This window comes from Bdellovibrio sp. HCB-110 (assembly GCF_047323225.1).
In the GTDB taxonomy this organism is placed as follows: domain Bacteria; phylum Bdellovibrionota; class Bdellovibrionia; order Bdellovibrionales; family Bdellovibrionaceae; genus Bdellovibrio.
Genome location: NZ_CP178750.1, coordinates 2,219,884 through 2,245,097, shown reverse-complemented (window position 1 = coordinate 2,245,097; position 25,214 = coordinate 2,219,884). Strand labels below are relative to the sequence as shown.

General features: G+C 45.4%; 26 protein-coding genes. 11 read left to right on the top strand and 15 right to left on the bottom strand.

What is annotated here, in order from left to right:
- The first annotated feature begins 2 nt into the window (after positions 1 to 2).
- A complete protein-coding gene (locus ACL934_RS10855) occupies positions 3 to 1,370 on the top strand; it encodes a TIGR01777 family oxidoreductase (protein WP_413612231.1) in 1,368 nt (455 codons plus the stop codon).
- A 2-nt stretch (positions 1,371 to 1,372) separates the two neighbouring features.
- On the opposite strand, the gene gloB is transcribed toward ACL934_RS10855, so the two are convergent.
- The gene (gene gloB / locus ACL934_RS10850) at positions 1,373 to 2,131 is read right to left on the bottom strand and encodes a hydroxyacylglutathione hydrolase (protein ID WP_374073397.1); all 759 of its coding nucleotides are present in this window, start codon (positions 2,129 to 2,131) and stop codon (positions 1,373 to 1,375) included.
- Between the two features lie 119 nt (positions 2,132 to 2,250).
- Here gloB and ACL934_RS10845 point away from each other — a divergent pair, with 119 nt between their 5' ends.
- The gene (locus tag ACL934_RS10845; RefSeq protein WP_374073396.1) at positions 2,251 to 2,688 is read left to right on the top strand and encodes a bacterioferritin-associated ferredoxin; all 438 of its coding nucleotides are present in this window, start codon (positions 2,251 to 2,253) and stop codon (positions 2,686 to 2,688) included.
- On the opposite strand, the gene ACL934_RS10840 is transcribed toward ACL934_RS10845, so the two are convergent.
- Complete coding sequence (locus ACL934_RS10840; protein ID WP_374073394.1) at positions 2,689 to 2,946, bottom strand: bacterioferritin-associated ferredoxin; 258 nt, start codon at positions 2,944 to 2,946, stop codon at positions 2,689 to 2,691.
- Positions 2,947 to 3,074: 128 nt separating this feature from the next.
- Between ACL934_RS10840 and greA the strand changes: the two genes are divergently transcribed.
- From greA to ACL934_RS10825, 3 genes are all read left to right on the top strand, one after another.
- Complete coding sequence (greA, locus tag ACL934_RS10835) at positions 3,075 to 3,563, top strand: transcription elongation factor GreA (protein WP_374073393.1); 489 nt, start codon at positions 3,075 to 3,077, stop codon at positions 3,561 to 3,563.
- 107 nt (positions 3,564 to 3,670) lie between these two features.
- Positions 3,671 to 5,584 (top strand): hypothetical protein, encoded by a 1,914-nt coding sequence (locus ACL934_RS10830; RefSeq protein WP_413612230.1) that lies wholly within the window; start codon positions 3,671 to 3,673, stop codon positions 5,582 to 5,584.
- Positions 5,584 to 6,411, top strand: coding sequence for a glycerophosphodiester phosphodiesterase (locus tag ACL934_RS10825; protein WP_413612229.1), 828 nt, complete (start codon positions 5,584 to 5,586; stop codon positions 6,409 to 6,411). Before ACL934_RS10830 ends, ACL934_RS10825 begins: the two co-directional genes overlap by 1 nt.
- Here the strand turns inward: ACL934_RS10825 and ACL934_RS10820 are convergent.
- From ACL934_RS10820 to ACL934_RS10810, 3 genes are all read right to left on the bottom strand, one after another.
- Complete coding sequence (locus ACL934_RS10820; RefSeq protein ID WP_413612228.1) at positions 6,344 to 7,369, bottom strand: alkane 1-monooxygenase; 1,026 nt, start codon at positions 7,367 to 7,369, stop codon at positions 6,344 to 6,346. The genes ACL934_RS10825 and ACL934_RS10820 overlap by 68 nt on opposite strands.
- Before the next feature lie 53 nt (positions 7,370 to 7,422).
- Complete coding sequence (tatA, locus tag ACL934_RS10815; protein WP_374073389.1) at positions 7,423 to 7,665, bottom strand: twin-arginine translocase TatA/TatE family subunit; 243 nt, start codon at positions 7,663 to 7,665, stop codon at positions 7,423 to 7,425.
- Positions 7,666 to 7,752: 87 nt separating this feature from the next.
- Entirely contained in the window at positions 7,753 to 8,229 is a 477-nt protein-coding gene (locus tag ACL934_RS10810) for a hypothetical protein (RefSeq protein WP_413612227.1), read from the bottom strand.
- Between the two features lie 197 nt (positions 8,230 to 8,426).
- Between ACL934_RS10810 and ACL934_RS10805 the strand changes: the two genes are divergently transcribed.
- A complete protein-coding gene (locus ACL934_RS10805) occupies positions 8,427 to 9,350 on the top strand; it encodes a TIGR02285 family protein (protein ID WP_413612226.1) in 924 nt (307 codons plus the stop codon).
- On the opposite strand, the gene ACL934_RS10800 is transcribed toward ACL934_RS10805, so the two are convergent.
- Genes ACL934_RS10800 through sohB form a run of 6 tightly spaced genes read right to left on the bottom strand, consistent with a single transcriptional unit; the run spans position 9,322 to position 16,301 of the window.
- Positions 9,322 to 10,542 carry an ABC transporter permease gene (locus tag ACL934_RS10800; protein WP_413612225.1) on the bottom strand — a complete coding sequence of 407 codons (1,221 nt, stop codon included), beginning with the start codon at positions 10,540 to 10,542 and terminating at the stop codon, positions 9,322 to 9,324. The genes ACL934_RS10805 and ACL934_RS10800 overlap by 29 nt on opposite strands.
- 11 nt (positions 10,543 to 10,553) lie before the next feature.
- A complete protein-coding gene (locus tag ACL934_RS10795) occupies positions 10,554 to 11,525 on the bottom strand; it encodes an ABC transporter permease (protein ID WP_374073385.1) in 972 nt (323 codons plus the stop codon).
- 19 nt (positions 11,526 to 11,544) lie between these two features.
- Positions 11,545 to 13,236, bottom strand: a complete 1,692-nt coding sequence (locus tag ACL934_RS10790) for a peptide ABC transporter substrate-binding protein (RefSeq protein ID WP_413612224.1) — start codon at positions 13,234 to 13,236, stop codon at positions 11,545 to 11,547.
- Positions 13,237 to 13,256: 20 nt separating this feature from the next.
- Positions 13,257 to 14,285 (bottom strand): ABC transporter ATP-binding protein, encoded by a 1,029-nt coding sequence (locus tag ACL934_RS10785; RefSeq protein WP_413612223.1) that lies wholly within the window; start codon positions 14,283 to 14,285, stop codon positions 13,257 to 13,259.
- Positions 14,286 to 14,303: 18 nt separating this feature from the next.
- Positions 14,304 to 15,269: an ABC transporter ATP-binding protein gene (locus tag ACL934_RS10780; RefSeq protein WP_413612222.1), complete on the bottom strand. Its 966-nt coding sequence runs from the start codon at positions 15,267 to 15,269 to the stop codon at positions 14,304 to 14,306.
- Positions 15,270 to 15,281: 12 nt separating this feature from the next.
- On the bottom strand, positions 15,282 to 16,301 hold the full coding sequence (gene sohB, locus ACL934_RS10775; protein ID WP_413612221.1) for a protease SohB: 1,020 nt from the start codon (positions 16,299 to 16,301) through the stop codon (positions 15,282 to 15,284).
- A 107-nt stretch (positions 16,302 to 16,408) separates the two neighbouring features.
- Between sohB and ACL934_RS10770 the strand changes: the two genes are divergently transcribed.
- On the top strand, positions 16,409 to 17,167 hold the full coding sequence (locus ACL934_RS10770; RefSeq protein ID WP_374073380.1) for a hypothetical protein: 759 nt from the start codon (positions 16,409 to 16,411) through the stop codon (positions 17,165 to 17,167).
- 75 nt (positions 17,168 to 17,242) lie between these two features.
- Here the strand turns inward: ACL934_RS10770 and ACL934_RS10765 are convergent, their stop codons facing one another.
- Positions 17,243 to 17,953 carry a VC0807 family protein gene (locus ACL934_RS10765; RefSeq protein ID WP_374073379.1) on the bottom strand — a complete coding sequence of 237 codons (711 nt, stop codon included), beginning with the start codon at positions 17,951 to 17,953 and terminating at the stop codon, positions 17,243 to 17,245.
- A 62-nt stretch (positions 17,954 to 18,015) separates the two neighbouring features.
- Here ACL934_RS10765 and mutM point away from each other — a divergent pair, with 62 nt between their 5' ends.
- From mutM to ACL934_RS10750, 3 genes are all read left to right on the top strand, one after another.
- Positions 18,016 to 18,828, top strand: coding sequence for a bifunctional DNA-formamidopyrimidine glycosylase/DNA-(apurinic or apyrimidinic site) lyase (gene mutM / locus ACL934_RS10760; RefSeq protein WP_374073378.1), 813 nt, complete (start codon positions 18,016 to 18,018; stop codon positions 18,826 to 18,828).
- A 111-nt stretch (positions 18,829 to 18,939) separates the two neighbouring features.
- Positions 18,940 to 19,152 (top strand): acylneuraminate cytidylyltransferase, encoded by a 213-nt coding sequence (locus tag ACL934_RS10755; RefSeq protein ID WP_374073377.1) that lies wholly within the window; start codon positions 18,940 to 18,942, stop codon positions 19,150 to 19,152.
- 267 nt (positions 19,153 to 19,419) lie between these two features.
- Entirely contained in the window at positions 19,420 to 21,873 is a 2,454-nt protein-coding gene (locus tag ACL934_RS10750) for an acyl-CoA dehydrogenase (RefSeq protein ID WP_413612220.1), read from the top strand.
- A gap of 115 nt (positions 21,874 to 21,988) precedes the next feature.
- On the opposite strand, the gene ACL934_RS10745 is transcribed toward ACL934_RS10750, so the two are convergent.
- A complete protein-coding gene (locus tag ACL934_RS10745; protein WP_374073375.1) occupies positions 21,989 to 22,756 on the bottom strand; it encodes a flagellar motor protein MotB in 768 nt (255 codons plus the stop codon).
- A gap of 59 nt (positions 22,757 to 22,815) precedes the next feature.
- Positions 22,816 to 23,844 carry a hemolysin family protein gene (locus ACL934_RS10740; protein WP_413612219.1) on the bottom strand — a complete coding sequence of 343 codons (1,029 nt, stop codon included), beginning with the start codon at positions 23,842 to 23,844 and terminating at the stop codon, positions 22,816 to 22,818.
- A gap of 217 nt (positions 23,845 to 24,061) precedes the next feature.
- Here ACL934_RS10740 and ACL934_RS10735 point away from each other — a divergent pair, with 217 nt between their 5' ends.
- Positions 24,062 to 24,634: a hypothetical protein gene (locus ACL934_RS10735; RefSeq protein ID WP_413612218.1), complete on the top strand. Its 573-nt coding sequence runs from the start codon at positions 24,062 to 24,064 to the stop codon at positions 24,632 to 24,634.
- 61 nt (positions 24,635 to 24,695) lie between these two features.
- On the opposite strand, the gene ACL934_RS10730 is transcribed toward ACL934_RS10735, so the two are convergent.
- Positions 24,696 to 25,121, bottom strand: coding sequence for a response regulator (locus ACL934_RS10730; protein WP_413612217.1), 426 nt, complete (start codon positions 25,119 to 25,121; stop codon positions 24,696 to 24,698).
- Positions 25,122 to 25,214: the final 93 nt, after the last annotated feature.

The following is a 25,214-nucleotide window of genomic DNA, read 5'->3' as shown; positions in this document are numbered from 1 at the left end:
ATATGCGGATTCTAATGACGGGCGCAACAGGTCTTATCGGTAAAGAAGTCGGTAAAGTTTTAGCTGAGAAAGGTCATGAACTTTTTGTTGTCAGCCGCAGCTTAGCAAAAGCCCGGGAAATTCTTCCTTTTCCCTGTGAAGTGATCGTTGGGGATCTCAATGAAGGTCCTCTGAAAGATGAGCGTCTTAAATCCATCGAAGCAGTCATTAATCTTATGGGAGAACCCATCATCAATGGTCGATGGACCGAAGAAAAAAAGAAAAGCATTTATGATTCAAGAGTAATAGGAACACGCCACCTTGTTGCTAGTCTGCCGACGACACTTAAGATTTTTGCTTCAGCTTCTGCGATCGGTTTCTACGGAAGCTGTGATGATGAAGTTCTTCGCGAAGACCACAATCCTGGAAGCGATTTTCTTGCCAAGGTCTGTGTGGATTGGGAACGGGAAGCGGCAAAAGCTCCTGGGCGGAAAGTGTATATGCGAACCGCTCCGGTTCTTTCTCGTCAAGGCGGCGCTTTGGAACAGATGCTGTTTCCTTTTCGCGCGGGTGTTGGCGGAGTCTTGGGCGACGGCCAGCAATGGATGAGTTGGATTCATATCAAGGACATCGTCGGTCTTTATGTTTTCGCTTTGGAAAATCAAAAAGTTCAAGGTCCCTTAAATGGAGCGGCTCCCAACTCGGTCACTAACAAAGAATTTTCGCAGGCTTTAGCGCATGCTCTGGGTAAAAGGTTAGGGCCCAGTGTTCCTCATATGGCCTTAAAACTTATTTTCGGTGAAGCGGCCGACGCCCTTCTTTCTTCCGTTCGAGTGTCGGCAGAAAAAGCCGAAGCTCTGGGGTACAAATTTCACTTTACCGATTTAAGTGAAGCCTTGGACGAATTGTGTGCGCCCTTCAAAGCGGGAGAAGACGTGTTCGTTTCAGAACAGTTCGTTGTCGCACCTCCGGAAAATATTTTTCCGTTTTTTCAAGACCCCGGCAATCTCGAACAATTCAATCCACCCAATTATGATTTGCACGTCGAAAAAGTTTCTAGTACCGAAATCAAACAGGGGACCTCCATTGACTATCGCCTGAAAATTCATGGTGTGCCTTCGCGTTGGAAAACGGAGATTGACGAGTGGTTGCCGCCGTATAAGTTCGTCGACAAACAAAAACTGGGACCTTATAGATTTTGGCATCACACCCACGAATTTCGTCCTTTCTGCGGCGGGACCTTGGTGGTCGATAAAGTGCGTTACCGGCTGCCTTTGGGATATCTAGGATGGGTCTTAGGGGCAAAGATCGTAAAAAGCGACGTTGAAAAGATTTTTTCTTTCCGAAGAAAATTTATGGCAAATAATATGAGTGTGCCACGCAAGGGTTAAGCTTACTGTTTGTTGCGCAGGTCGCGCAGGTAAGCAAATTGCTGAACGCTTCTGGCTAACAAAAACGGATTGACCTTTTTCTCGACAAAAAGTTTCAAAGGAACGCTGGGAAGATCTAGACTGCGTCGGTTGGTGAGTTCGTTTTCGTAAAGTTCCAAATCTTCATCATCACCAGTGATAGGTGAGTCGTCGGAAGCACACAACATTTTACAAAATTGCAAATTGGTTTCGGTGTATTCATGAGTGCAGTAGATCAATGTCTCTGGCGGCAATTCTTTGATTCGTTGCAGGCTTTCATACATTTGCTCGTACGTGCCTTCAAAAAGTCTTCCGCAACCCAATCCGAAAAGAACGTCTCCAGAAAAAAGCCATTTCTTTAGGGGGTTCCAATAAGCAATGTGCCCCAATGTATGACCCGGAAGCTCCATCACAGAGAAAGAAAAAGATCCTGCCTGAACTTCATCGCCTTCTTTCAAGAAATGATTTGCATAAGAAATCTGACTCTTGTTTTTTTGAGGTGCATAGACGGGCGCAGAAAAAGACTCTTGAAGTTCTTTAACACCACCGACGTGATCGCTATGATGATGAGTTAAAAGAATGCCTTTTAAAGAGAGATTTTCGCGACGTAAGTATTCGCTCACAGCGCGAGCTTCTCCTGGATCGACAACCAAAGCCTCTCTTTGTTCTTCATCAATGAGAACAAAGACATAGTTGTCTTCAAAGATAGGAACGAGTTCCACTCGCAAGGCTGAAGAAGTCATATCTACTTTCTATTCTCTATTTTTCGAAAACCATTTTCAAGACCTAGGTGGGATTGATTAATGACAATAACTGGCCTTGGTCTGCAGAGGCCTTTGTCCTAAAATAAGATCCTATATATATGAAGATCAAAGTGGAACTCGAAGGCCGAGATTATATTGAAGTAGAATGCGAAGGAGATGATCCTAAAGCGCCAGGTGCAGTTAAAAATGTATCATTGGTCGGCTGTTCTGCATTCATGGAAATGATGCAATCCATGCGTCGTCATTTTGGTCCCGATTTGGGAAAGTGGCCTTTACCGGAAGGACAGGATCACTCCAGTCTTCTACTCAAAGAAATGATTTTAAAGTTGCGGGGAGAGTGGGCGTTTCCCTATGCCCATGCGGAACTTTGTCATTGCCGTACGATCGCGACCCAAACTGTGGACCAGGCCATCATCGCCGGAGCCCATTCTCCGGAAATCGTGACACGTCAAACCTCGGCAAGCACGGCTTGTGGAACGTGTCGCCCTGAAGTTCAAAAAATTATTGATTATCGTTTGGGAAAAAAGACAGCGTAATTAAGAAGAGCCTTTTTTAGGTTCTTTTCCAGTTAAATCCTCGACAATTTTTTCAGGGAAGTCTCCGTTCTTAAGATAATGATCTAGCAGAGGACCAAGTTTGCGGCGGCAAGACCCTCCACAGGGGCCGACTCCCGCAGAGGTTGTATCGAAGATTTCATTTAAAGTTTGGGCCCCATTGCGGATGGCTTCCTCAATGGTTGCGCGGCTGACGTTATTGCAGCGGCAAATAATTTCAGTTTTCTTCTTTTGGCCCATATCTGAATTGTAATGCCGCGCGATGCAAAAAGGTACGCCGTACTAGCCTTAAGTGCGGCGCGTTACATATCGTTGATAACTAAGGCATAATCTTGTAAAACAGGTGTCCTTCTAACAACGGAGCTGAAATGGCCAATGCTACAACTGATAAACTTCCAATGACAATTCGCGGAAAAGCGATGCTTGAAGCTGAGCTTAAAAAGCTATTGTTAGAAGAAAGACCATCTGTCATTCGTGCGATCGAAGAAGCTCGTGCTCAAGGTGATATCTCTGAAAACGCGGAATATGAGTCTGCGAAAGAGCGCCAAGCTATGATCGAGGGCAGAATTGCTGAAATTCAAGGCAAACTTGCTGGTGCTGAGGTTGTCGATACATCTGCAATTAAAGCGGATCGTATTGTATTTGGTGCCTTTGTGAAGATCGTGGACACTGAATCCGAAGAGGAGTTCAACTACCAAATCGTTGGTGTTGATGAATCTGACGTGAAACAAGGCATGATTTCTATCCTTTCACCTTTAGCTCGCGCTTTGATCGGCAAAAAAGAAGGCGACACAGTTACGGTGCAAAGCCCCAAAGGTGACAAAGAGTTCGAAATTCTTTCTTACGGCTATAAATAATTTTTTGAAAAGACATTGTCGGTCCATGGTGAGACCTGTGACAATAAACCATGGACTCGCGCAGACAATCCTCCTCAGATAGACATCTTATTGCAGAACAACCCGGAATGGCGATTCTCCTTTCGGGTTTTATTTTATCTTTCTTTTTAGGTTACACCGCGAAGTCTTTGCTTTCGCCTTCAAGAGTGGCGGCGCGAATTGAAAAAGCCGCAAGCCACATTCACAAAGATATCAAAGTTAAATTCGCTTCGGCCCAATTCAGTTTGAGTGATGGCATCTTACCGCGTTTTGCCGTGATCATTTCTCAAGTTCACATGGAGTCTGAACAAAAATGCTGGGCATCTCCCATCTTGGAAGTCGATGAATTGCGTTTGCCTCTGTCTTTTTGGAACGTGATTCGTGGTCAAGCACCGGTGCAAAATATCGAAGCCAACAATGTGCGACTTGTTTTGCGTGAAGATTTTAAAAACTGTGATCCTCAAGAGGAACAGTCTACAGAAGTATCAAAAGCGCCGCCGCCTTTGGTGACTCTTTCTCCTTCGGAGCAGTCGAAGAAATATCGAAACGATGTGCGTGGTGTGCGCGTGCAAAAGTTAGAGATTTCTTCCGAAAAGTATCCGCAGTTTCACTCAGAACTTTTCAATTTTGTCGTGAAAGTAAAATCCTTTGAGCCTAAGGTGATTGAAGTCACCGCAAAAACTCACTTATTGAAAGATGCTCAAGTCGGGGACTATCTTTCCCACGCAAATCTTTATGTGCAGTACAAGGAATCTCCGGAAGCGACGATACAGTCCCATTTTTTTGGAAACTGGCGCGAAGGGCATTACAGTCTGATTGCCAACTACACAATGGATGAACAATTGCTTGCCATAGAGACGGACCTTAAACATATTCCTTTAAGTCAGATCCTCGCGATCATGCAAAAGTACAATCTGGCATCAAAAGAGTTGAATGGACGTCAAGTGTGGTTGTCGACAAAAGCCCGCATGGTGGCTCCTCTTGATGAGATTCGTAATTCGCCTGTTGAAGTTCGTGATCTTCGTCTTGAAGGTGACTTAGGAGAGATGCGTGTGGATCGCATGGACATTAGCTCCGTGGAGCCTCTTCGTTATTCGCCAGTCATGGTGGACGTAAAGAAACTGGATGTCGGAAAACTTTTGGTTCTTCTGAACCGTCCAAAGAATACCAGCATGCTGGGCGAGTTGGGTGTTTTCTCGGGAAGAGCCGAAATCGTTTCCGATCGTAAGATGAAAATGACTGGGGAGCACTCAGGTCTTCAATTCGTATTTTCAAACAAAGGACAGCGTGAACTGCAAGTCATCGAACACATGGTTGGAGACATTGCTCTTCAAGACGATGATTGGAGTTTCCATATTAAACGTGTAGAACCGCGTGGTGGGTCTTTTATCGGCGACGTGAAGATGAAAGCGGACCGGGATTTTCAAGACATTGAAGTAAAAACACGCGTTGAGGAAGTGTCTTTAGATCCCGCCGTGCAAAAGCTGATGACCAATGGGGGAGATATTGGACTGTTGAGCTTGGATGGAGACATCAAAATTAAAAAAGGTCAGATGACTTACCTCAAAGGTTTGCTTCGTGTGGATAGCATGAATGTGGAAGGCTTGTCTTTCGAGAAGACAAAGGCTTCCGTTGATTGGTCCCATGGTGAGATTGTTTTAAATACCCAAGTGAAATCACTGCAAGTGGCCTCGGCTTCTCCAGGAGCAGAAATTTTAAAGCAAGTCACGGAGCCTGTTTGGTGGAATCAAGGTGCCCTGAGGTTGACGACTTTGACAGGACAATTTCATTTAAAAAATAGGGCGGATCTTTCTTGGAAGAACTTCCAAGGACAGGTTGGTAAAAGTGGTCGTTTGCTGACGGATGGATCTTGGAACGAGTCAGGAGATCTTAAAGGAAGCGTGCACGCGAAAGAGGGCAAGAACCATAAAAAATGGGTGATTGAGGGAACTCGCGAAAAGCCGGCTTTCATTGAAGAGTCGACGAAAGGTCTTAGAAAATAATGGCTGTGATTATTTTTCTTCTGATAGTTTTGGCTGTTCTTGTTTATCGCCACTACACTTGGAAGCCTTTGCCCTGGCCAACGGGAGCTTTGCAGCCTCCTCCTTATCAAGGACATCGTGGCTATTGGAAAGCAGGGGCTCGCGAAAACACCATGCTGTCATTTGAAGCGGCTAAAACCCGCGGTCTTACGATGATTGAAATGGATATCCGTCTTTCCAAAGATCAAGTGCCGGTGGTTTTTCACGATACGGACTTAAAACGAATCGCAAATCTTGAAAAGATCGTTCATGAAAGCACTGCTCAAGAGTTGCGGGAATGGGCTCAGGCTCCTTCGTTAGAAGAAGTTCTTTTGTCTCAGAAAATTCCTCAATATTTAAATATAGAACTGAAATCCGCCGCTATCTTTGATGGAACTCTCGAAAAAGAAGTAGCAAGACTGTTGAAGAAATACGATATGGAAAAGCGCGTGTTGTTTTCCAGTTTCAATCCTCTTTCACTTTGGCGCCTCAGTCGTTATTTACCCAACGTCCCGCGCGCGCTTCTAGCAAGCAAAGAGGATGAGCCGGAGAATAAAATTTATCTTCGCCAAATGTGGTTGGCTCCTTATGTGAAAATTCACGCACTTCATTTGGATTATCACTATGTCGACATGAAGCAGTTGCAAAAGTGGCAGAAAAGAAAAATCCCTGTGGCTCTGTGGACTGTGAATGATTTGGATCTTGCGAAAAAATATTTGGATGCCGGAGCGCTCAGTATTATTACGGACTCTCTGGGGGAAGTCGTGGATTCATCACCCGGAAATAAAGCGGGGGAACCAAAGCCATAAGCGCCATGGCAGAGTAGCCATAAGGCATTTGTGGAGCGTCCTTTTGTTCTTGCAGGTCGGTAAATGGCAACGCCACCTTGAGGTGATGATGCGAGTGAAAACCTAAATTGATTAAAGCATAGTTCGTCAGTGCCTGATAGTTATCCCAAGAGTGTTGGGCTTTCACGCCTTCAGGTTGTCCATCAGAATTTTTCTTTCGTAAAAGACCGTAGTGTTCAATGTAGTCGACGGTCTGTAAAAGAAGAATGGCGACGAGACTTTGTCCGATCCAAAAACACAAAGCTTTCTCTCCGTAAAGAGCATACACGCAAAGAGTCATCAGCGTTTGTAAAAGCCCCCACCAAACGACGCGATTTTTTAGTGGCTGAAAGAAACCCTTTGTACGCAAGCGACGGTACTCAATGAAAAAAGCTTCCCACAAACCTTTAAAGTACGAGCGAAAGAAGTAAGTGTAGATCCACTCATTCTTTCGTGCGGTCGCGGGGTCTTGCAAGGTTCCGACATTTTTATGATGGCCAAATACATGTTCCACACCGTAGTGCGAGAAATTTACCAACGAAAGAAGTCCAAAGCCCAGCTCTCGCAATTCTCTTTCTTTGCGATGAACCAACTCATGGGCCGTGTTGATACCCAGTAAACCCAGGATGGTTCCAAAAGACAGAATAAGTCCGACAAGCTCGTAAGTCTCTGCATTCAAAGATCTTAAAATTCCAACAAAAGCGAAAATAGAAAGAAACGGGAGGGCCGAGATTAAGAGTGCCAATGACCAAGGAGAAGAAGGTCTGATAGCAGGCGTCCGTCGATCTTTAAGTAAAAGATTGTCGATAAGTGGGTGAAGAACGAAGACTCCCGCAGCACCAAGGTAAGTCCACGGACCGCCTAAAGCAGCACCGAGCAGCGCCAAGGCCGCAAAAAAATAAGGCAAAGAATAGCGGGAATAAAAAAGAAATGCCTTCATGGTGTTAAGTTAAGTGTAACTCAATTTACATGAAGGCAGAAAGACTAAACTAACTACGAACGCTGAGTTTCGTTTTGTTTTTGATTTACAGTTTGTTGCTGTTGTTGCTGATGGCTTACTTGCTGACGGTTGTCTTGGATGTCTTTTGGATCCACGTCGATTTCATTCAAACCTTGTTTGAAACCACGGATGGCTTTACCCAAACCCTGACCCAATTGAGGCAGACGGCTTGGACCGAAAAAGATCAATGCAATAATACCAAGAAGCAAAATGTGCGTAAGGCTAAACTCACCCATGGGGGTCCTCCCAGATTTCTTTTAAGTCTACACTTTTTAGACCTGTCTGGGAGGAAAATCAACGAGAAGGCTGGCTTTAATGCGGGGTTATTCAGTAGGCATTTCGATAATTTCGACTTGGTCGGCCTCAGCAGCCTCTTTTTCCAGTCCTGAATCTTCCTCAGAGCCTACGGCAACCACTTTGGTTCCTTCTGAGACAGTCTGTACCGGAGCGGCTTCAGACGAAACAGGGGCTTTGCCAGGAAGCTGTTTTGCGATCCCTTTTACTGGGCGTGGTGCTTGAACTTCCTTAACAGTCGGAGCTGCAGTATGTTTAGCGGCCTTTTTACCGCCGTTCATCTTCTTAAGCTCTTTATCGTATTTTGCTTTCAGGTCCGAGAGTTCTTTTTGATAGTTTTTTCGGATTTCTTCGACTTGATTGTTGCGAGCTTCCGTAATGCACGAAGAGTAAGTTTGCATCGCGATTTCTTTAGCTTGCGCACGGCAAGTCAGCTCTGCCGATGTTTGAGTAAAGGCATTTGCGGTAAATAAGATTGTTGCGAAAAATGAAAGTATTGTTTTCATGTCAAACCCCGTTCATGCCCACATATAACAAGATCTATGCCGTGCCGAGAGCGAACAAAAGGGGTTTTAAAAGGGGAACCCGGTGATTTTTACATAGGTGGACAGACTTTTGCCGGTCACAAAGCCTTCCAAATAACATAGTGGAGCCCCCGGATTTTGGCGGTAAATTTAAGAGTATGTGAAAAGGGAGGCCACCCATGAAAGTTTGGAGTCTTCTTATCGTCACCATCTTTGTCGTCAATCTTGTGCGAGCGCAGGATGTCTTTGTAAAAAAAGAAATGAAACCTTCCATTCCCTGGGCTGTGTTTGATTGGTCTCCATACTACATTCTTAAAGGTCCCCAGTTGGGGGAAGGGCGCTTGGATCGACTGAAGAAAATCATCGCGGAGCGCCTTCCGCTTTATCAGTTTGTGGATGTTTATGCAGACATGCCACGCGCGATGGAATTATGGGGGCTTGGCAAGAATATCTGCATAGGTTCAGCTATCAAAACACCGGAGCGAGAGAAGCTAGCCTATTTTACTGCTTGGAGTTTTCAAGTTCCTCACGAATACTTGATCGTGACTGGTAAGCCAGAGGTCTTTCAGAGGATGCCGGAGGCTCCTTCCTTAAAAGAAGTTCTTTCGCAGAAAAAGTTGAAAGGCGTTTTCACCGAGAATCGTTCTTATGGATTCATCATTGACGCTCTCATTCGAACGGCGGTGAAGCCACCTTCAAGTGTGAAACAGGTTCGCTCCAGTGAAGGGTATTTATCCGTATTAAAGATGATCGAAAAAGGCCGCTACGATTATACGATTGAATATGAATTCGTTGTCTGGGATTTTAACCAGCGCATTTTTCCGTCGAAACCGTTGCTTTCAAAGCCGCTTAAAGAAACCTACCCCTCTATGGTGATTTATGTCGCCTGCACAAAGAATGAATGGGGCAAGAAAGTCGTTCAGCAAATCGATGAAGCTTTGCAGAAAGCGGCGACAAGCAAAGAATATCAAAGTGCCGTAGAGTCGTGGACTGTTCCCGACAGTCTAAGGAAAAACCGCAAGGCTCTGGAAGACTTTTATCATCGCAGAGCCCAAGGTCCTTGGAATACAGTTGTTAGCGGCGGATCGCCTTCGGATCAATAGCGTCTTGCAAACCATCGCCTAGGTAGTTGAAGCTGATGGTCGTCAGGAGAATCAAAACACCCGGAAGAATGGCCAAGAACGGAGCTTGGTAAATCAACTCTTGAGCGTTGTTGAGCATGTTTCCCCAGCTTGGTGTCGGAGGCATAATTCCCAGACCCAAGAAGCTTAAAGCCGCTTCAAACAAAATAGATTCGCCCACACCCAAAGTGATAGACACCAACATCGGCGCAATGACGTTCGGGAACATATGACGAACGATGATGGTGCTGTCTTTCGCACCTAAAGTACGAGCGGCTAAAACGAATTCTCTTTCGCGGATCGAAAGAATGCTTCCACGAACAAGACGGGCGACAGTCATCCAAGAGAAAAGGCAAAGGATGATGACCATCTTAAAGATACTTTCATTAGAGGTGCTAACAATGGCTTTCAACCAAGGAATTTTTGTAAGATCAATAGCCGCCATCACAATCAAAACAGGAATCGTCGGTAATGACAAAAGAGCATCTGTGACACGCATAAGAACCGTGTCGATGAGGCCCCCATAAAAACCCGCCAGTGCACCGATCAAAAGACCGATCAAAGCAGAAGCAATGGCCACCAAAACGCCCACGCCCATGGAAACCCGAGTTCCATAAACCAGACGAATGAAAACGTCGCGACCTAGTTCGTCAGTTCCAAATAAGTGGAAGGTTTCAAAATTTTTGAAAATAGAAATAAGACCTGTGGCTTCAGCAACACCCAGGGATTGCAAAGCGTTGACAGCTTCTTTGATATCACGAGCTGCCAGCTCATAGATCGCATCCGCTTCAGCAACCGTGACAATGCCTTTTTCAACCAAAGCTTTTTGAACTTTATCGGCAACCTCGGGGTTGGCGACGATAAATCTTTCGACTTCAGTTTCGCGAACGTCTTGACCTGCTTGGGCCGTGGTCATTGGTGCCAAGTAACGGTTCGCCACGTTCTGTGCATCGGGATCAAGTTCAGTGATGCTTTGAATTTGACCCGCAAAGATCGAGATCAACATAAAAAGTGTAATGATAACAGAGCCGACAACCGCAAGCTTGTGTTCAAGGAATTGGTTTAAAACCATCTTCCACATAGGCTGGGCTTTTTCTAACTCCGCACGGTCTTTCGCAGAAAGAGCCGTTGTGTCGATTTCAAGGTCGTTCATTGTGATTTCGTTTGAACTCATATGCCCTCCGCCTATTGGTAAGAAATGCGTGGATCTGCAAATCCGTACGCGATATCGGCAACAAGGTTCATCAAAAGAACCATACTGACGGAGATAACAAAAGAAATCATCGCGACGTTATAGTCGTTACCGATGATGGAATCATAAACAAGTTTACCAACGCCTTGGTAAGCAAACACCGTCTCTGTTAAGATGGCGCCCGAGAATAAACCGGAGAAACTCAAAGCCAAGATCGTGATCAAAGGAATCAAAGCATTGCGGAAGCCGTGTTTCCAAATCACGATGTTGCGAGAAAGACCTTTGGCACGAGCTGTGCGAATGAAATCATTGCGCATAGCTTCGAGCATCGCTGAACGCGTGAAGCGTGAAAAACGTCCGATTTGCTGAATAGAAAGACTTAATACGGGCAGAATCAAATAGATCGAACGATCCATCATATCCGCCCAGAATCCCATCGGTTCGCCACCGATGGATTGAGTTCCTCCCGCTGGAAGAATAGGAATTTTTACGGCGAAAATAATAATAAGAACGATCGCAAGCCAAAACGAGGGAATAGAAATCCCCGCAAAAGAGAAAAGATTCATAAAGTAATCCGTGCGGCTTCCAGGTTTTAAAGCCGAGATCACTCCAAGTGGAATTGCGATAAGAATGGAAAGTCCCAAAGAGATAAAGGAAAGAAGGAACGTATTCCACAGACGAGGACCCATGAGTTCTTGCACGGGCACTCGGTAAGTACGGCTGTAGCCAAGATCACCTTGGCCGATAGACGAAACCCAGTTGAAGTATCTTTTGTAAACGGGTTGATCCAACCCGTACAAAGACTTCAAGCGAGCCACGTCTTCCGCTGTGATCTTGGGATTGGAGGCTACCATCATGTCTACGGGATCACCCGGCATTAAGCTCATCAAATAAAAACACACGTAAGATAGAATAACTATCACAGCGAGTGTTTGCAGAATGCGACGAGTGATAAACGTAGTCATGGTGACTCCTTCAATTAGCTTAGTTCAAAGTCCAGTTCTCTACGTTGTTTGTTTCGTAGAACTGGTGGCCAGACATTTTGTAGTTCTTCAAATTTTTTGGAGTCACTGAAATGTCAGAGCGGTAGTACAACGGCAATACAGGAACTTCGTTCGTGTAAGCTTTCAAGATGTTGTGAACAAGTTCAGCGCGTTTTTTCGCGTTGAATTCTACATCCAAAGCATCCAAATCTTTATCTACAGCAGAATTCGCCCAACCATGGAAGTTCTGTCCAGACCAACCATTTGAAGAGTTCGGAATTGCTTTAGATGACACTGTTGAACGAGGGCTGTTTTCCGGAGATGAAACCCATGCAAACAATGAAAGACCTTCGAACTTACGTTTTGTCATTGTTTCACCAAAGAACACACGTGCTGGTTCGTTCTTCACAAGAACTTCGATACCGGCTTGTTTCCATTGGTTTTGCAAATACACTTGTACAAGTTCACGAGTTTTGTTGCCCGCTGTTGTTTGGAACGTCAAAGAAAGGCGTTTGCCATCTTTCGCGCGGTAGCCATCAGCTCCCATTTTCCAACCAGCTTCATCCAAAAGTTTACCCGCTTCACGCTTAGAGTAACGGTATGTCGTTACGATCTTAGGATCTGCTGTGAACCAAGGATCTTTCGGAGATACGTTGTGGATCGCCACTTGTTGTTTGCCTTCGAAAAGAGCTTTTACAAGGTCCTCACGGTTGATGCTGTAAAGAAGAGCTTTACGAACGCGCACATCTTTCAAGATCGGGTTGTTCAATTGAAGGTCGATGTGTTCATAAGTCACAGAAGGAACGAAGTGAACATCGTAGGGAAGGCTCTCTGCTTTTGCTTTTTTATCAAAAGCCAAAGCTTGGTCGAAATCCAGGCCCAGAACAGAGATCATGTCGATTGTTCCAGAGCGCAAGTTCGCTTCCAAAGTTCCTGTATTAGGAATCAACTTCACGATGATTTTTTTGATGTTCGCCGCTTTTCCGTAGAAATTCGGGTTGAGTGCGAAAGCCACGTGAGATCCCAGTTTTACCTCAGAAATCACGTAAGGGCCGTTGTACAAACCAGGATTCGTCGGGTTGCGAACGTAGTTGGAGTTCTTTTCGTAGCCCTCTTTTTGTTTTCCGTATTTGTCGAAAACTTCTTTTTCCAAGTGAGTTGGAATAGGGAAGAACTGAGCAAGTTGGTAGAAGTCCCATTTTGCTTTGTCATATTTGAAAGTACATTTTTTAGGATTCTTAGGATCAATGTCGATTTTTTCAACTTGAGTCCAAGTTTCCTTTTCACCAACACTCACGTTCGGGCTGATGGCGATGTCATGAGCCGTGATGAAGTCTTGGCAGATCACAGGTTTTCCGTCGCCCCATTTAGCAGTCTCAAGGATTTCCCAGTTAGCGACGATTTTCTTTTTGCCTCCATCTTCAACGATTTTAGCAGTGCCTTTATCCAAAGAAGGAATTTCTTTGGCAAGTTGAGCCACCCATTTACCTTCTGGTGTTAAAACCACAAGTGAACGGCCTACTAGACGATACATGTAAGCAGACGCTGACATTGTCATGATCAGAGGGTTCATGGTCTCAAATTCTTGAGAGATACCGATTTTAAGTTCAGTATTGCTTGGTGCTGCCACGGCTTGAGTTGTAAAGCCAAGCGCTGTCACCAGCATGAGTCCTTTCGCAAATCTATTCAACATACGTTCTCCTTGTTGAGTAATTAAGTTTCTTCGTTATTTGTAACTGCTTCAGCTCTGGGCCCCTGGCCCTCCGCTCTGCCGGCGTCCGCCGAGAGCCAACAAGCTTTTTTGTGAGCGCCGGCTCCTTCGAGTGTCGGAGTTTTCGACGCACAAATATCCATTTTATGCGGGCAACGCGGATGGAAAGAACAACCCGATGGCGGGTTGATGGGGCTTGGCACTTCGCCGCCCAAAGATTTTTTCATCTTTTTCTTTCCTTGTCCTACGCGCGGAATCGCGCCGATCAATGCTTGCGTGTAAGGATGTTGTGGATTTCTGAAAAGCTCGTCGCGCTCAGCAATCTCCACAATTTTTCCCAAATACATGACTGCAATACGATCACAAGTGTGTTCGATTACAGAAAGATCGTGAGAGATAAAGACGTAAGTCAGTTTTAGCTTCTCTTGAAGGTCTTTAAGAAGGTTCAAGATTTGTGCTTGGATAGAAACGTCCAAGGCACTGACAGGCTCATCACAGATAATAAGTTCTGGATTTAACGCAATCGCGCGGGCGATGCTGATACGCTGACGTTGGCCTCCAGAAAACTCATGAGGATAACGATTCACGTGAGCTTTTCTTAAGCCGACAAGCTCGATCAATTCCAAAACGCGTTGATTGCGTTCCGCCGACGAGCCGACACCATGAATATCCATAGGCTGACGGATGATTTGACCGACAGTCATGCGCGGGTCCAAGGACGCATACGGGTCTTGGAAAATCATCTGCATGTTTTTGCGTTTTTTACGAAGGGCTTCACCTTTAAGACCCAAGAAATCTTGGCCATCAAAGCTGATATCGCCCGCTGTCGGTTCATAAAGACGGATCAATGTTCTACCGAGCGTGGATTTTCCACAGCCGGATTCTCCAACAAGACCCAAGGTCTCGCCTTTACGAACAACCAAGGAAACATCATCAACCGCTTTAACGCTGGCAACTTCGCGCAGGAGTAAGCCCTTGCGGATGGGGAAGTGTTTCTTAATATTTTTTGCTTCAAGAATGATTTCGCTCATTAAGTCTTTCCCCATTTATTAAAGCGGATTGAAGCAAGCCACAGTGTGACCTGATTTGATTTCATTCAAAGGCGGTTTGTGGTGAGTGCAATCGGCTTTCGCACGAGTGCAGCGGTTCACGAAAGGACATCCTTTAGGAAGTTCAAAAGGAGCCGGAACGCTGCCTTCAATTGTCGTCAGACGTTTTACGCGTTCACCGAATTTAGGACGAGAAGAAATCAAAGCCGCCGTGTAAGGGTGGCGAGGATTTAAGAACAACTCTTGAGTGTCCGCTTGCTCACAAGTTTGACCGCCGTACATCACCATCACTTTGTCAGAGATCTCAGAAATGACTCCAAGATCGTGGGTGATGAATTGCACCGTCATATTGAATTTTTCTTGAAGGTTTTGAATAAGCTCCAAGATTTGCGCTTGGATAGTTACGTCCAAAGCTGTCGTTGGCTCATCGGCGATCAAGAAGGTGGGATCGCAAGAAAGAGCCATCGCGATCATCGCTCTTTGTCTCATCCCGCCGGAAAGTTGGTGCGGGTAGGACTCATAGCGCTCTTCAGGTGAAGGAATGCCCACCATACGTAGCATTTCGATAGCGCGTTCGCGGGATTCTTTTGGAGAGCATTTTTTGTGCTTCATGATCTGTTCGTCCATCTGATAGCCGATGGTCAAAACAGGGTTCAGAGCCGTCATAGGCTCCTGGAAGATCATCGCCATTTCGCCACCGCGAACTTCTTCCATGGAATTTTCATTGAGCTTCAAAAGATCACGACCGTTCAAAAGAACTTGTCCGTTGGTGATCTTTCCTGGTTTTTCGATGAGGCGCATCAAAGAGTAAGATGTCACTGACTTGCCGCATCCAGATTCACCCACGATACCGAGGGTCTGACCGCGATCAATTTTATAACTGACATTGTTCACAGCGCGCACAGGGCCTGCATTGGTGTGAAATGTCGTCTCGAGATTTTTTACTTCAAGTACTGGTGTTTGCACTACAAGTCCTTATTAAAGAAAACGTCGCGTTTCAAGTTCTTCTATAATGGAAAGGCTTCCTTTTTTAAAAGCTTTTCCGATAATTCCCGTGAGTTTATCACTAAGACTCTCGTGATGTTCGTATTTTACTTTAACTATTTGGTGCTTTTCTGAAAGTCCTAAAAGGTAGTCATCGCTCGTGCGGATTTCATCGACCAAGCCTTTTGCAATGGCCTGCTCGCCGTACCAATATTCTCCCGTTGCCACTTCCGCTAAATTCATACTAGGACGGAATTTATGAACGAAGCTCTTAAAGAGAACGTGAGTATCCTCAAGTTGTTCTTTAAATTTTTCTTCGCCTTTAGCCGTGATCTCGCCAAGCAAACTCACGGTGCGTTTGTATTCGCCTGCCGTGTATTCCTTGTAATCGACATCAAACTTTTTAAGTGCGCGATGCACGTTAGGAACCTGGGCGACAACGCCGATAGATCCCACAATCGCAAAGGGGGCGCAGAGAATTTTATTGGCTGTGACCGACATCAAGTAACCACCACTGGCAGCAACTTTATCCACACAAACAGTCAGAGGAATTCCTTTTTCACGGACACGCAAAAGTTGAGAGGCAGCAAGACCGTAGCCATGAACCATGCCGCCCGGGCTTTCCACGCGCACGACAACTTCATCTTGCGGAGTCGCTGTTGTTAAAACTGCAGTCACTTCTTCACGCAAGTTTTCAACCGCAGACGCTTTGATGTCGCCTTCAAAGTCGATCAAAAAGATTTTCTTTTCTTGTTCGCGGGACTCCTTGTCCTGATTTTTACGCTCTTCTTTGAGCTTTTTCTTAAGATCTTTGCGTTCACTTTTAGTTAAAGTGTGAGATTTAAGGAGGTGGCGGAAGTTTTTGTATTTCTTATGTAAAAGCTCCACCTGGATTTCACTCTTGTGGCCAGCCTTAGATGCCAACATCGCAATAGTGATGATCACTGCCAAAATGGCAAAGAGAATAAGAAACGTTTGTGCTGCGAAAATCCCGATGCTTTGCAAGGCGTCCATAGTGCTCCTTAAAACAGGGGTTTAAGTTATTCAGGAATTAGCCAAAGGTCGAGCATCTTTTTTGTTTGCTCAAAAAAAAGCGAAAGCATTGGTAGACTGGGGCCAGAATGATTCTTTCACGGAATTTGCAAGCCATTCATGCCTTCGTTTTTCTTCTCCTCGTGAGCTCGTCCTCGTTGGCGCAGACCTCAGAGAAGGAGCGTCTTTCTGGTTTTGCTGAGCATCAAAAAAATCAAAATCAGTTTGAAAATGCCCGTGCCAAAGGGGAGCGCGCTTATCTTGAAGAAGAAGAGCAGTGGGAGAATCAAAAAAATCGTGATCTCGAAGCCTATAAAAAGGACAAAAAGAAAGAGATCATGAGTGAAGACGGCCCCGAGGCAAAAGCTGATGCGGCTGCTAAAAAGAAGTACGAGGCGGCTCAAGATGAAGAGCGCAAAGCCTACGCCGAGAGAAAATCCAAACAACAAGAATTAAATCGCCTTGCAGAAAAACTGCCAACAGAAGGGCAGGAGTTGGGTATTGAGGATTTGCGTCCTCGTTACGATTATCGCAAGCGGGCTCTTTTCGGAGCGCAGCCTAAGTACGGAAAAATGCCAGGGGGAAGTGGTTCTTCTTCAGGCGGAAGTTCCTATGGCGGAAGCTCAGGTTCTTCATTCCCACCTCCACCGACATTTGACGATTTCGGAGGAGACGGAGGCTATGTTCCTGCTCCCAATATGTCAGACGATTTCGGCGATGTTCCACCACCACCGCCTCCGCCGCCCCCAGGGTTTGGCGATGACTTTGGTGGATTCGGGGGAGGAGACTTCCCGCCGCCACCACCTCCGCCACCACCCTTCGGTGGAGAAGACGGCGCCGACTTTTAAAAGTTGTACTATTAGTTTTCTCTGCGTTGCTCCTCGTCGCGCCTTGATAAAACTAATATTACAACTTTTACCTTATTAGCTTTCGCGGAGAAGTTCTTCGGTGGAGAGGCCGGCGTATTGTTTGATGCCGCGCATGAGATACCAGAAAATACCTAATAAGAAGATAATCGACGGTACCATGATGATCGCCATGGACCATGTGGTCATCTTGGCGATTTGTTCGTTGAGCACCAAAGACTGAGCTTCGGGTGTAAGATTTGTATCAATATTAATAAAGATACTTCTCGCCAAAACAAAGTTGCAGATCGCGCTGAACACAAAAGACAAAGACAACCACAGCGTCGCTTTTCTCATGTGCTCGTGAAACTCTTGTTGTTTACCGTGTTCCGCCAAGCGTTGTTCTAAAAGATCCACTTTCATCACAGAAGGATTTAAGAAAAGTGTTTCGATAAAGGGACGTTTGGTGAAGGCCGAACCCAAAACAAAAAGTCCAACCAGAGTAGGAAAGGCCGCCTCTTTCACCGCAAACCAAAAGCCGTGCAATCCGAAAAGGGCAAGGCCTCCGGTCAAAAGAACATTGAGCAAACCCAAGGCGGAGAAGGCATTGACCTTTTTTCTTTTCACCAGATCATAGATCCCGTAACCCAGAGGGAATGCGAGCGCGAGTAGCAAAGCCGCCAAAGGACCAATAAATTTACTCAGTTTATTTAGAATTAAAACCGGAAGAACGATATTAAAGACAAGATTTAATAAACCGTTTTCCTTGGGTGGATGCGTTTCAGTCATCCTAGCATCCTGGGGAAAGTCCTGGTAAAATGCAAGCTGCGCTGTGCGTAGAGGAGTCGAATATGCCTGAACTTCCCGAGGTGGAGGTCGTCCGTCGTGGCCTTGAAGATATCTTAAAAGATCAACCGACACTTAAAAAAGTGGAGTTGAAAAGACCTGACTTGCGTGAGCCCATGCCTGCAAAGAAATTAAGCACATTGGTTGGCGAGAAGCTTTTGTCCGTAGAAAGACGAGCTAAATATCTTCTTTTGTGGACTAAAAAAGGAGCCATGCTTTCGCATCTGGGAATGACCGGAACATGGCGGGTGGCGCCTCCGGGAGATGAGCGATTGCACGATCATATCTATCTTCATTTTTCTGGAAACCTGCGTTTGGCGTACCGTGATCCGCGGCGTTTCGGCTATTTTGACTTTGTACAAAATCCTTTGGAACACCCGAAATTAAAGGGATTGGGTCCGGAACCTTTGAATTCTGAATTTACGGGAGCGGCCCTTTGGGAGAGTCTTCGCGGGAAGGAAGTGGCTTTAAAGATCGCACTGATGGATCAAAAAATCGTGGTCGGCGTAGGCAATATCTATGCGAGTGAAGCTCTGTTTGCGGCAGGGGTTAAGCCGACTTTGCCGGCGCAAAAGCTGTCCAAAGACCGCGCGGATGTCTTAGTTAAAGAGATTAAAAAAATTTTATCTCGTTCCATTGAGCAAGGTGGATCGTCGATCAGCGACTTTGCTCAAGCCAGTGGGGAAAGCGGATATTTTCAGACGGCTTTTCGGGTTTACGGTCGAGCGGGAGAAGAATGTGTGACCTGCGGGCAACAGGTGAAGTCGCAGGTTCTGGGTGGACGAAACACCTTCTGGTGTTCACGTTGCCAAAAATAATTTTAAAAATTCGTTTGTCAAGAGGCCGCAGTTTTGTGTAACTTGGTCCTTAGTCGAGTTTTAAAACAAAAAATGCGTTAAGCATTATTTATTAATGAAGGGACAACAACAATGAAAGCTATCGTTATCGCGGCTTTGCTAGCACTTTCTTTCACAACTGGTTTCACTTGCTCTAAAAACCAACCTGCTGAGCAAGCTCCAACAACTGAAACTGCACCTGCAACTACAGAAGCAGCTCCAGCTGAAGGTACTCCTGCAGCTACTGAAACAGCACCTGCTGCTACAGAAACAGCTCCTGCAGCTCCTGCTGGCGAAACTAAGTAATTAGATCCTGAAAAGGACTAACGAACTTAAGTTCAGTAACAAAAAGCCCTCGCAAGAGGGCTTTTTGCTTTTTTAGCGAACGTCTTTCTGTATCTCTAGTACTGCATCGGACTCCGATCTAAATCCCCCTCTTAAAAATGCATTCTGGTGCTGTTTGAAAAGGACTCTTCCTCACGTTTTCTTATATATAGACGTGGACCTGAAATTCTTGCACATGCTCACATTAAAGAGTCTAATTATGGGTGTATTTAATAAAGGAGATACATCGTGGATTCTTTCAACTCTTTATATGGGTATTTTTTAGAGAGCTGCACGTGGGCCTGGGTACTTGGCTCCATCGTCCTCTTGTTGTTTGTCGGCTTTTTCAGCAGTCCGCTCATCGTGTGGACAATTGCTGTCGCGGCGATTCTTTTTGGATTCGCGGCACCGATGTGGTTGTGGATCGTGTTTGCCGTTGTGGCCGTGATCTTCAACATTGCACCTCTTCGCGCAGCCCTTGTGACTTCGGGCGTATTTGGCATCTTCAAGAAATTTGAATTCTTGCCAAAAATTTCAGACACAGAAAAAGCGGCATTGGATGCCGGTGTTGTGTGGATTGAAAAAGATCTTTTCTCTGGAAAACCTAATTTCACAAACTTGATGAACGAAGTTTATCCCGATTTGACGGCAGAAGAAAAAGCCTTCATGGAAGGCCCTGTCGACACTCTTTGCGGTATGATCGACCACTGGAATATCTATAAGACAAAAGAAATTCCTGAAGACATTTGGAATTACATCAGAAAAGAAAAATTCTTGGGCATGATCGTTCCTAAAGAATACGGCGGTCTTGGTTTCTCTGCACTTTGCCATTCTGAAGTGATCATGAAAATCTCTTCTCGTTCTTTGGCTGTTGCCATTCAAGTGATGGTTCCAAACTCTTTGGGTCCTGCAGAGCTTCTTGCACACTACGGTACTGACGCTCAGAAAAAACGTTGGTTGCCACGTCTTGCAGATGGTTCGGAAATCCCATGCTTTGGTTTGACAGAGCCAACAGCGGGTTCTGATGCGGGCGCGATCACTTCTTCGGGTGTTCTTTTCAAAGACACTGATGGAAAAATCAAAATCAAATTGAATTGGAATAAACGTTGGATCACTTTGGCGGCAATTTCGTCTGTGATCGGTTTGGCATTCCGTCTTCGTGACCCAGAAAATCTTTTGGGTAAAGGTGAAGATTTGGGAATCACTTGTGCGTTGATTCCTTCGAAAACTCCAGGCGTTGTTTTGGGTCGTCGTCATGATCCACTCAACACTCCTTTCTACAACTGTCCTACACAAGGTAAAGATGTTGTCGTTGATGCGGAAGAAGCGATCGTCGGTGGTATTGCCGGTGCAGGTCGTGGTTGGATGATGTTGATGGAGTGTTTGGCAGCAGGTCGCGGTATCTCTTTGCCAGCTCAAGCAACAGGGGGCGCGAAATTGATCACTCGTGTGACTTCAGCTCACGCAGTTGTTCGTCGTCAGTTCGGTGTTTCAATCGGTAAGTTTGAAGGTGTGGAAGAACCGTTGGCTCGCATCGGTGCTTCAACATACACATTGGAAGCGATGAGAAAATACTGCTTGGGTGCTCTTGATAAAGGGATCAAGCCAGGCGTTATCACAGCGATGCAAAAATACTACTCTACTGAAATGGGTCGTAAAGGTATTAACGATGCTATGGATATCATGGGTGGTGCGGGTATCTCTATGGGGCCTCGCAACTTGCTGGCTGAAATCTATATCGCAACGCCAATTGGTATCACGGTGGAAGGAGCGAACATCATGACTCGTACTTTGATCGTATTTGGTCAAGGTGCTCTTCGTTCGCATCCATTTGCATACTCTGAAGTAAAAGCTTATGAAGCCAATGATTTGAAAGCCTTCGACAGAGCGTTCTTCGGTCACATTGGTCACATCGTGCGCAACACATGTCGTGCGATCTTGTTGTCATGCTCTCGCGGTTACTTGGCAGCGACTCCGGATTGCCATCCGCAAATGAAAGTATACTTCCGTCGTTTGTCATGGACTTCAGCAACTTTCGCACTTCTTTCTGACGTGGCGATGGGTGTTCTGGGTGGTTCATTGAAAATGAGAGAGAAAATCACAGGACGTTTTGCTGATATCTTGGCAAATATGTACATTGCGACTTCCATCCTTCGTCGTTTCGAAGCCGAAGGTCGTAAAGAAGAAGATCTTCCATTTGTTCACTACAGCTTGAAAAACTGCATGGCTGAAATTCAAAAAGGTTTCGACGGCATTTTCGACAACTTGAAAATTCCAGGTCTTCGTTGGTTCTTCAAGGGTTGGATTGGTGCTTGGTCGCGTATCAACTCTGTAGGTTCGCAAGCTTCTGATGGTTGGTCACACGCTATTGCATCAGCAATGATGAAAGAAGGCGGTATCCGTGATCGTTTGAGCGAAGGTATCTATATGCCTAAGAATCGTGATCAACAGTTGGGTCGCCTTGAGTATGCGTTTTCTGTGACATTGAGAGCAGAAGCGGCTGAAAAGAAAATCAAAAAAGCGATCCGTGACGGCGTTCTTCCTAAGAAGAAAACAAATCTATTGTTGGATGAAGCTCGCAGCAAAAACATCATCAATGATGAAGAGCTGAAGCTGATCCAAGAAGCCGATGCCGTTCGCTACGACGCGATCCTGGTAGACGACTTCTCTGAAGAGCAATACCACGCAAATAAAGTTCTTTAGAAGGTACGCCGTACCTTTTTGAAATGCGCTGCAAAATAAAGAGGGCTGACTTTAATAGGTCAGCCCTTTTCGTTTTATAAATTCCAAGTACTAATTTTCGTTACGACTTTTAAACCTAGTTAGCTCCGAGCTTATTTAGCTCTTCATAGCCAGGCATTGTTGAAAGATCGGGAACGACCACGATGGCGATACGGCGATTGGCCGCTTTGCCTTCCGTCGTTTCATTGCTTTGCACCGGGTGAGTATCGCCGAAGCTTGCAGCACTGACGCGTTCAGCAGGCATTCCAGCATCAATCATAGAGCGAGTGACATTCAAAGCGCGGGCCGAAGCCAATTCCCAATTTGAAGGGAATGTTGCGGTCGCAATAGGTACATTGTCTGTGTGGCCTTCCACTTGATATGCTTTTCCAGGAATGGCTTTCAATTGGTTTGTCACTTCTTTGATCGCTTCAAGACCGGCTTGGGAAAGTTTCGCAGAACCCGAAGGGAAAAGAACGTCCGAGCCCAAGCTCACAACCATTTTTCCGTCGATGATTTTTACTGAAAGGGCCCCGGCATCCGTGAGTTTTTTGAAACGTTTCGTAAGATCTTCGAATTCTTGCAGACGTTTTTTCTGCTCAGCTTGGCGTTGGCGCATTTCGTCCATCGCTTTTTTCATTTCATCTAAAGAACTTTTCAATTGCCCGCGGTCTTTCGCGTTGGCAATCAGCTTGTCTTCAAGCTGTGCTTTCTCGCTTGTCAGAGCTTGATTTTGCTCTTTACCTTTTGTGATCTCTGCATTCAGAGCATCCATTTCAGCTTTGTGTTTTGATGAAGAGACACAGCCGCTCAATCCCAGAGCCAAAGCCAGTCCTACTGCCATTCTTGAAGAATGAATTTTCATTTTACCTCCCTGTGTAAAGACATTGTGGGAGGTAAGTGAGGAGGGTTCAAGAAATGTTTTTAAATCGGCCTGCGGCGTCCTTTGGATGCCAGAATCTTTTTAATAAGACCATCATCGTCTTCATCGAAAACGTCGCCGATGATTTCTTCAAAAATATCTTCCATGGTGATAAGGCCTACAAATTTTGTTTGATCGTAGATCACCGCCATATGGGATTTTTGTTCCTGCATCTTTAACAGAATTTTAAACAAAGGCTCAAAAGCTTTAAACTTCAGAATAGGGCGAATGAGTGTTTGCCACTCTGTTGTGCCTCTTAAAGCCAAAAACTCTTTGGTATTGATAATGCCAATGACTTCTTGATCATCAAGAACGGGAAGGCGCGTGTGGCGCGAATTAAGAATGATTGTTTCAACGTCTTCATGGGAATCGCTTTTGCGAATGTAGATAACGTCTTTCCACGGCAGCATGATTTCGCGGGCGACCTTTTTATCAGCGCTCACAAGATTTACGACATATTGTTTTGTCTGTTGAGTTAGATCCTCAATAGCTATATCGGCATGTTCATGCACGATGTTTTTTTGCGTTCCGAAAGTTGCAAGCTTCACTAAAACATTGGTCGACTTTTCTAAAATTGTCACAGCCGGTGAAAGAAACTTTTCTCCGAGATAAAGTCCTTGAGCCGTCCACAAAGCGATCGTCAGCGGGTTGCGTAAGGCCATCGTTTTTGGCAAAAGTTCGCCGACCACGACACTTAAATAGGAAATCGGAAGAACAACAGCCGCAATGGAAATGGCTTCTGCGGTATGTTCTGCGACATTGAACGTCGTCATAAAGTAAGGTGTGAGAGCTTCTTCAGCTCCCGCACCACCGACGGCCGCGGCAATGGCGCCGACCAGGGTGATACCAATTTGAATGACAGAAAGAGTTCTTTCTGGATTTTCTTTCAGTTTTAAAAGAGTCCGCGCATTTCTGTTTGTGGGAGCGAGTCTTTTAAGTTGCTGCCTATTCACGGTGACAAAGGCCATTTCAGAGCCAGAAAGCAGCATATTTATAAAGAGACAGATGAGGACGACGAGAACTTCGGTCACGAGATCTCCTTAATTAAAAGGAGATAAGTTAAGCTTTTCGGATAAGGGTCAGGATCCATAGTGATATAAAGATAACAAATGGAAGGGGGAAAACAAAGGTTCACTGCGGCTTCCTAAGATACGCAGTGCATCATTTGCGATTCCGGACAAATCCTTTGCTTTCTATGGCACGGATCGGCAAAAGAGGGCTTCGCAATAACTCTACCTTGGAGATCCCATGAAGTTCTTTGTTCTTCTGTTTGCACTCTTAGCGTCTTCGACAACGGTGTTTGCCGCTTGGGAAGAAGACTTTGAGCTTCTTAAAAATATTCCTCGCAGTTACGAAGACTCCGGTTCTATCTGTGAAGAGGTGGCACGTTTGGAAATTCAAAGAGAATACGCAGCCCCCCAGTACGACGTGATTGTTGGCATCGCTTACGGCGATGCCACACATATTATCGGAGAGTTGGACATTGTGATCTTTGATAACAACATCCAGAAGGTTGTGAAGATCGGCGAAGTGAAGTGCTGGAAAGATGTTCCGGCGGGATTGGAAAAAGCCCATGAACAAAGAGCGCGTTTTCTAAAAACAGTTCGCGCAAATAAAGCGACAAGATTCTTTAATACATCGACAAAAGAAATTTACGCTCCTGAGAAATTTCAATTCGCAAAAGAATTTTTCTCTATGGCGCAAAAAGGTTCTGTGGTGCAAGGATTTGATAAAGAACTTGAATACACGTTGAAAGAAATGCGCGACCGCCGTTACGAAATGATCCGTTGCCAGAATCAAGGCAAGTGCGCCCGTCCTTAAATGGAATCGGGGGCCTCCGGCATCCTATCCGGAAGCCCCTCGCGCGCGTTCCTAAGTCACCTTAGATTGAACGCAAAATAAAATTAAATGATCTCATCATAGAGCTGAACGCCTGGCGCTTATTAATAAAGCCCATGTAGGTAAAGTGGCGCACCAAAGGAAGATCCAACTCTTCTTCGCTATGACCTGTGTAAATCACCACGGGAATAGGACGACGAACTTTATGAACTTTTCTTTCTGTTAAAAGACGGTCCATCAATAACAAAGTGTCACGACCACCCATTTGTGGCATCTGCCAATCTAAAATCACAAGATCAAACTGTCTGTTTACCAGCAACGGAATGGCATCTTGGCCGTCAAAGGCCATTGTTACATCGCATTTGTAGTGATCTAGAATGTGCGACATAAGCTTTACAGAATCCAAGCTATCATCAATCACCAACACGCGCGGTGTGTGTTGTTTTTCTAAAGCAGTTTCGATCACCATGAGGCTCTCCCTTTTTGAAAACTTACCTCCTTATTTGATCTGAAGTAGATCGGAGAATCTTCTAAAAGAGCGAGCATGAAGGGATTTTAATAA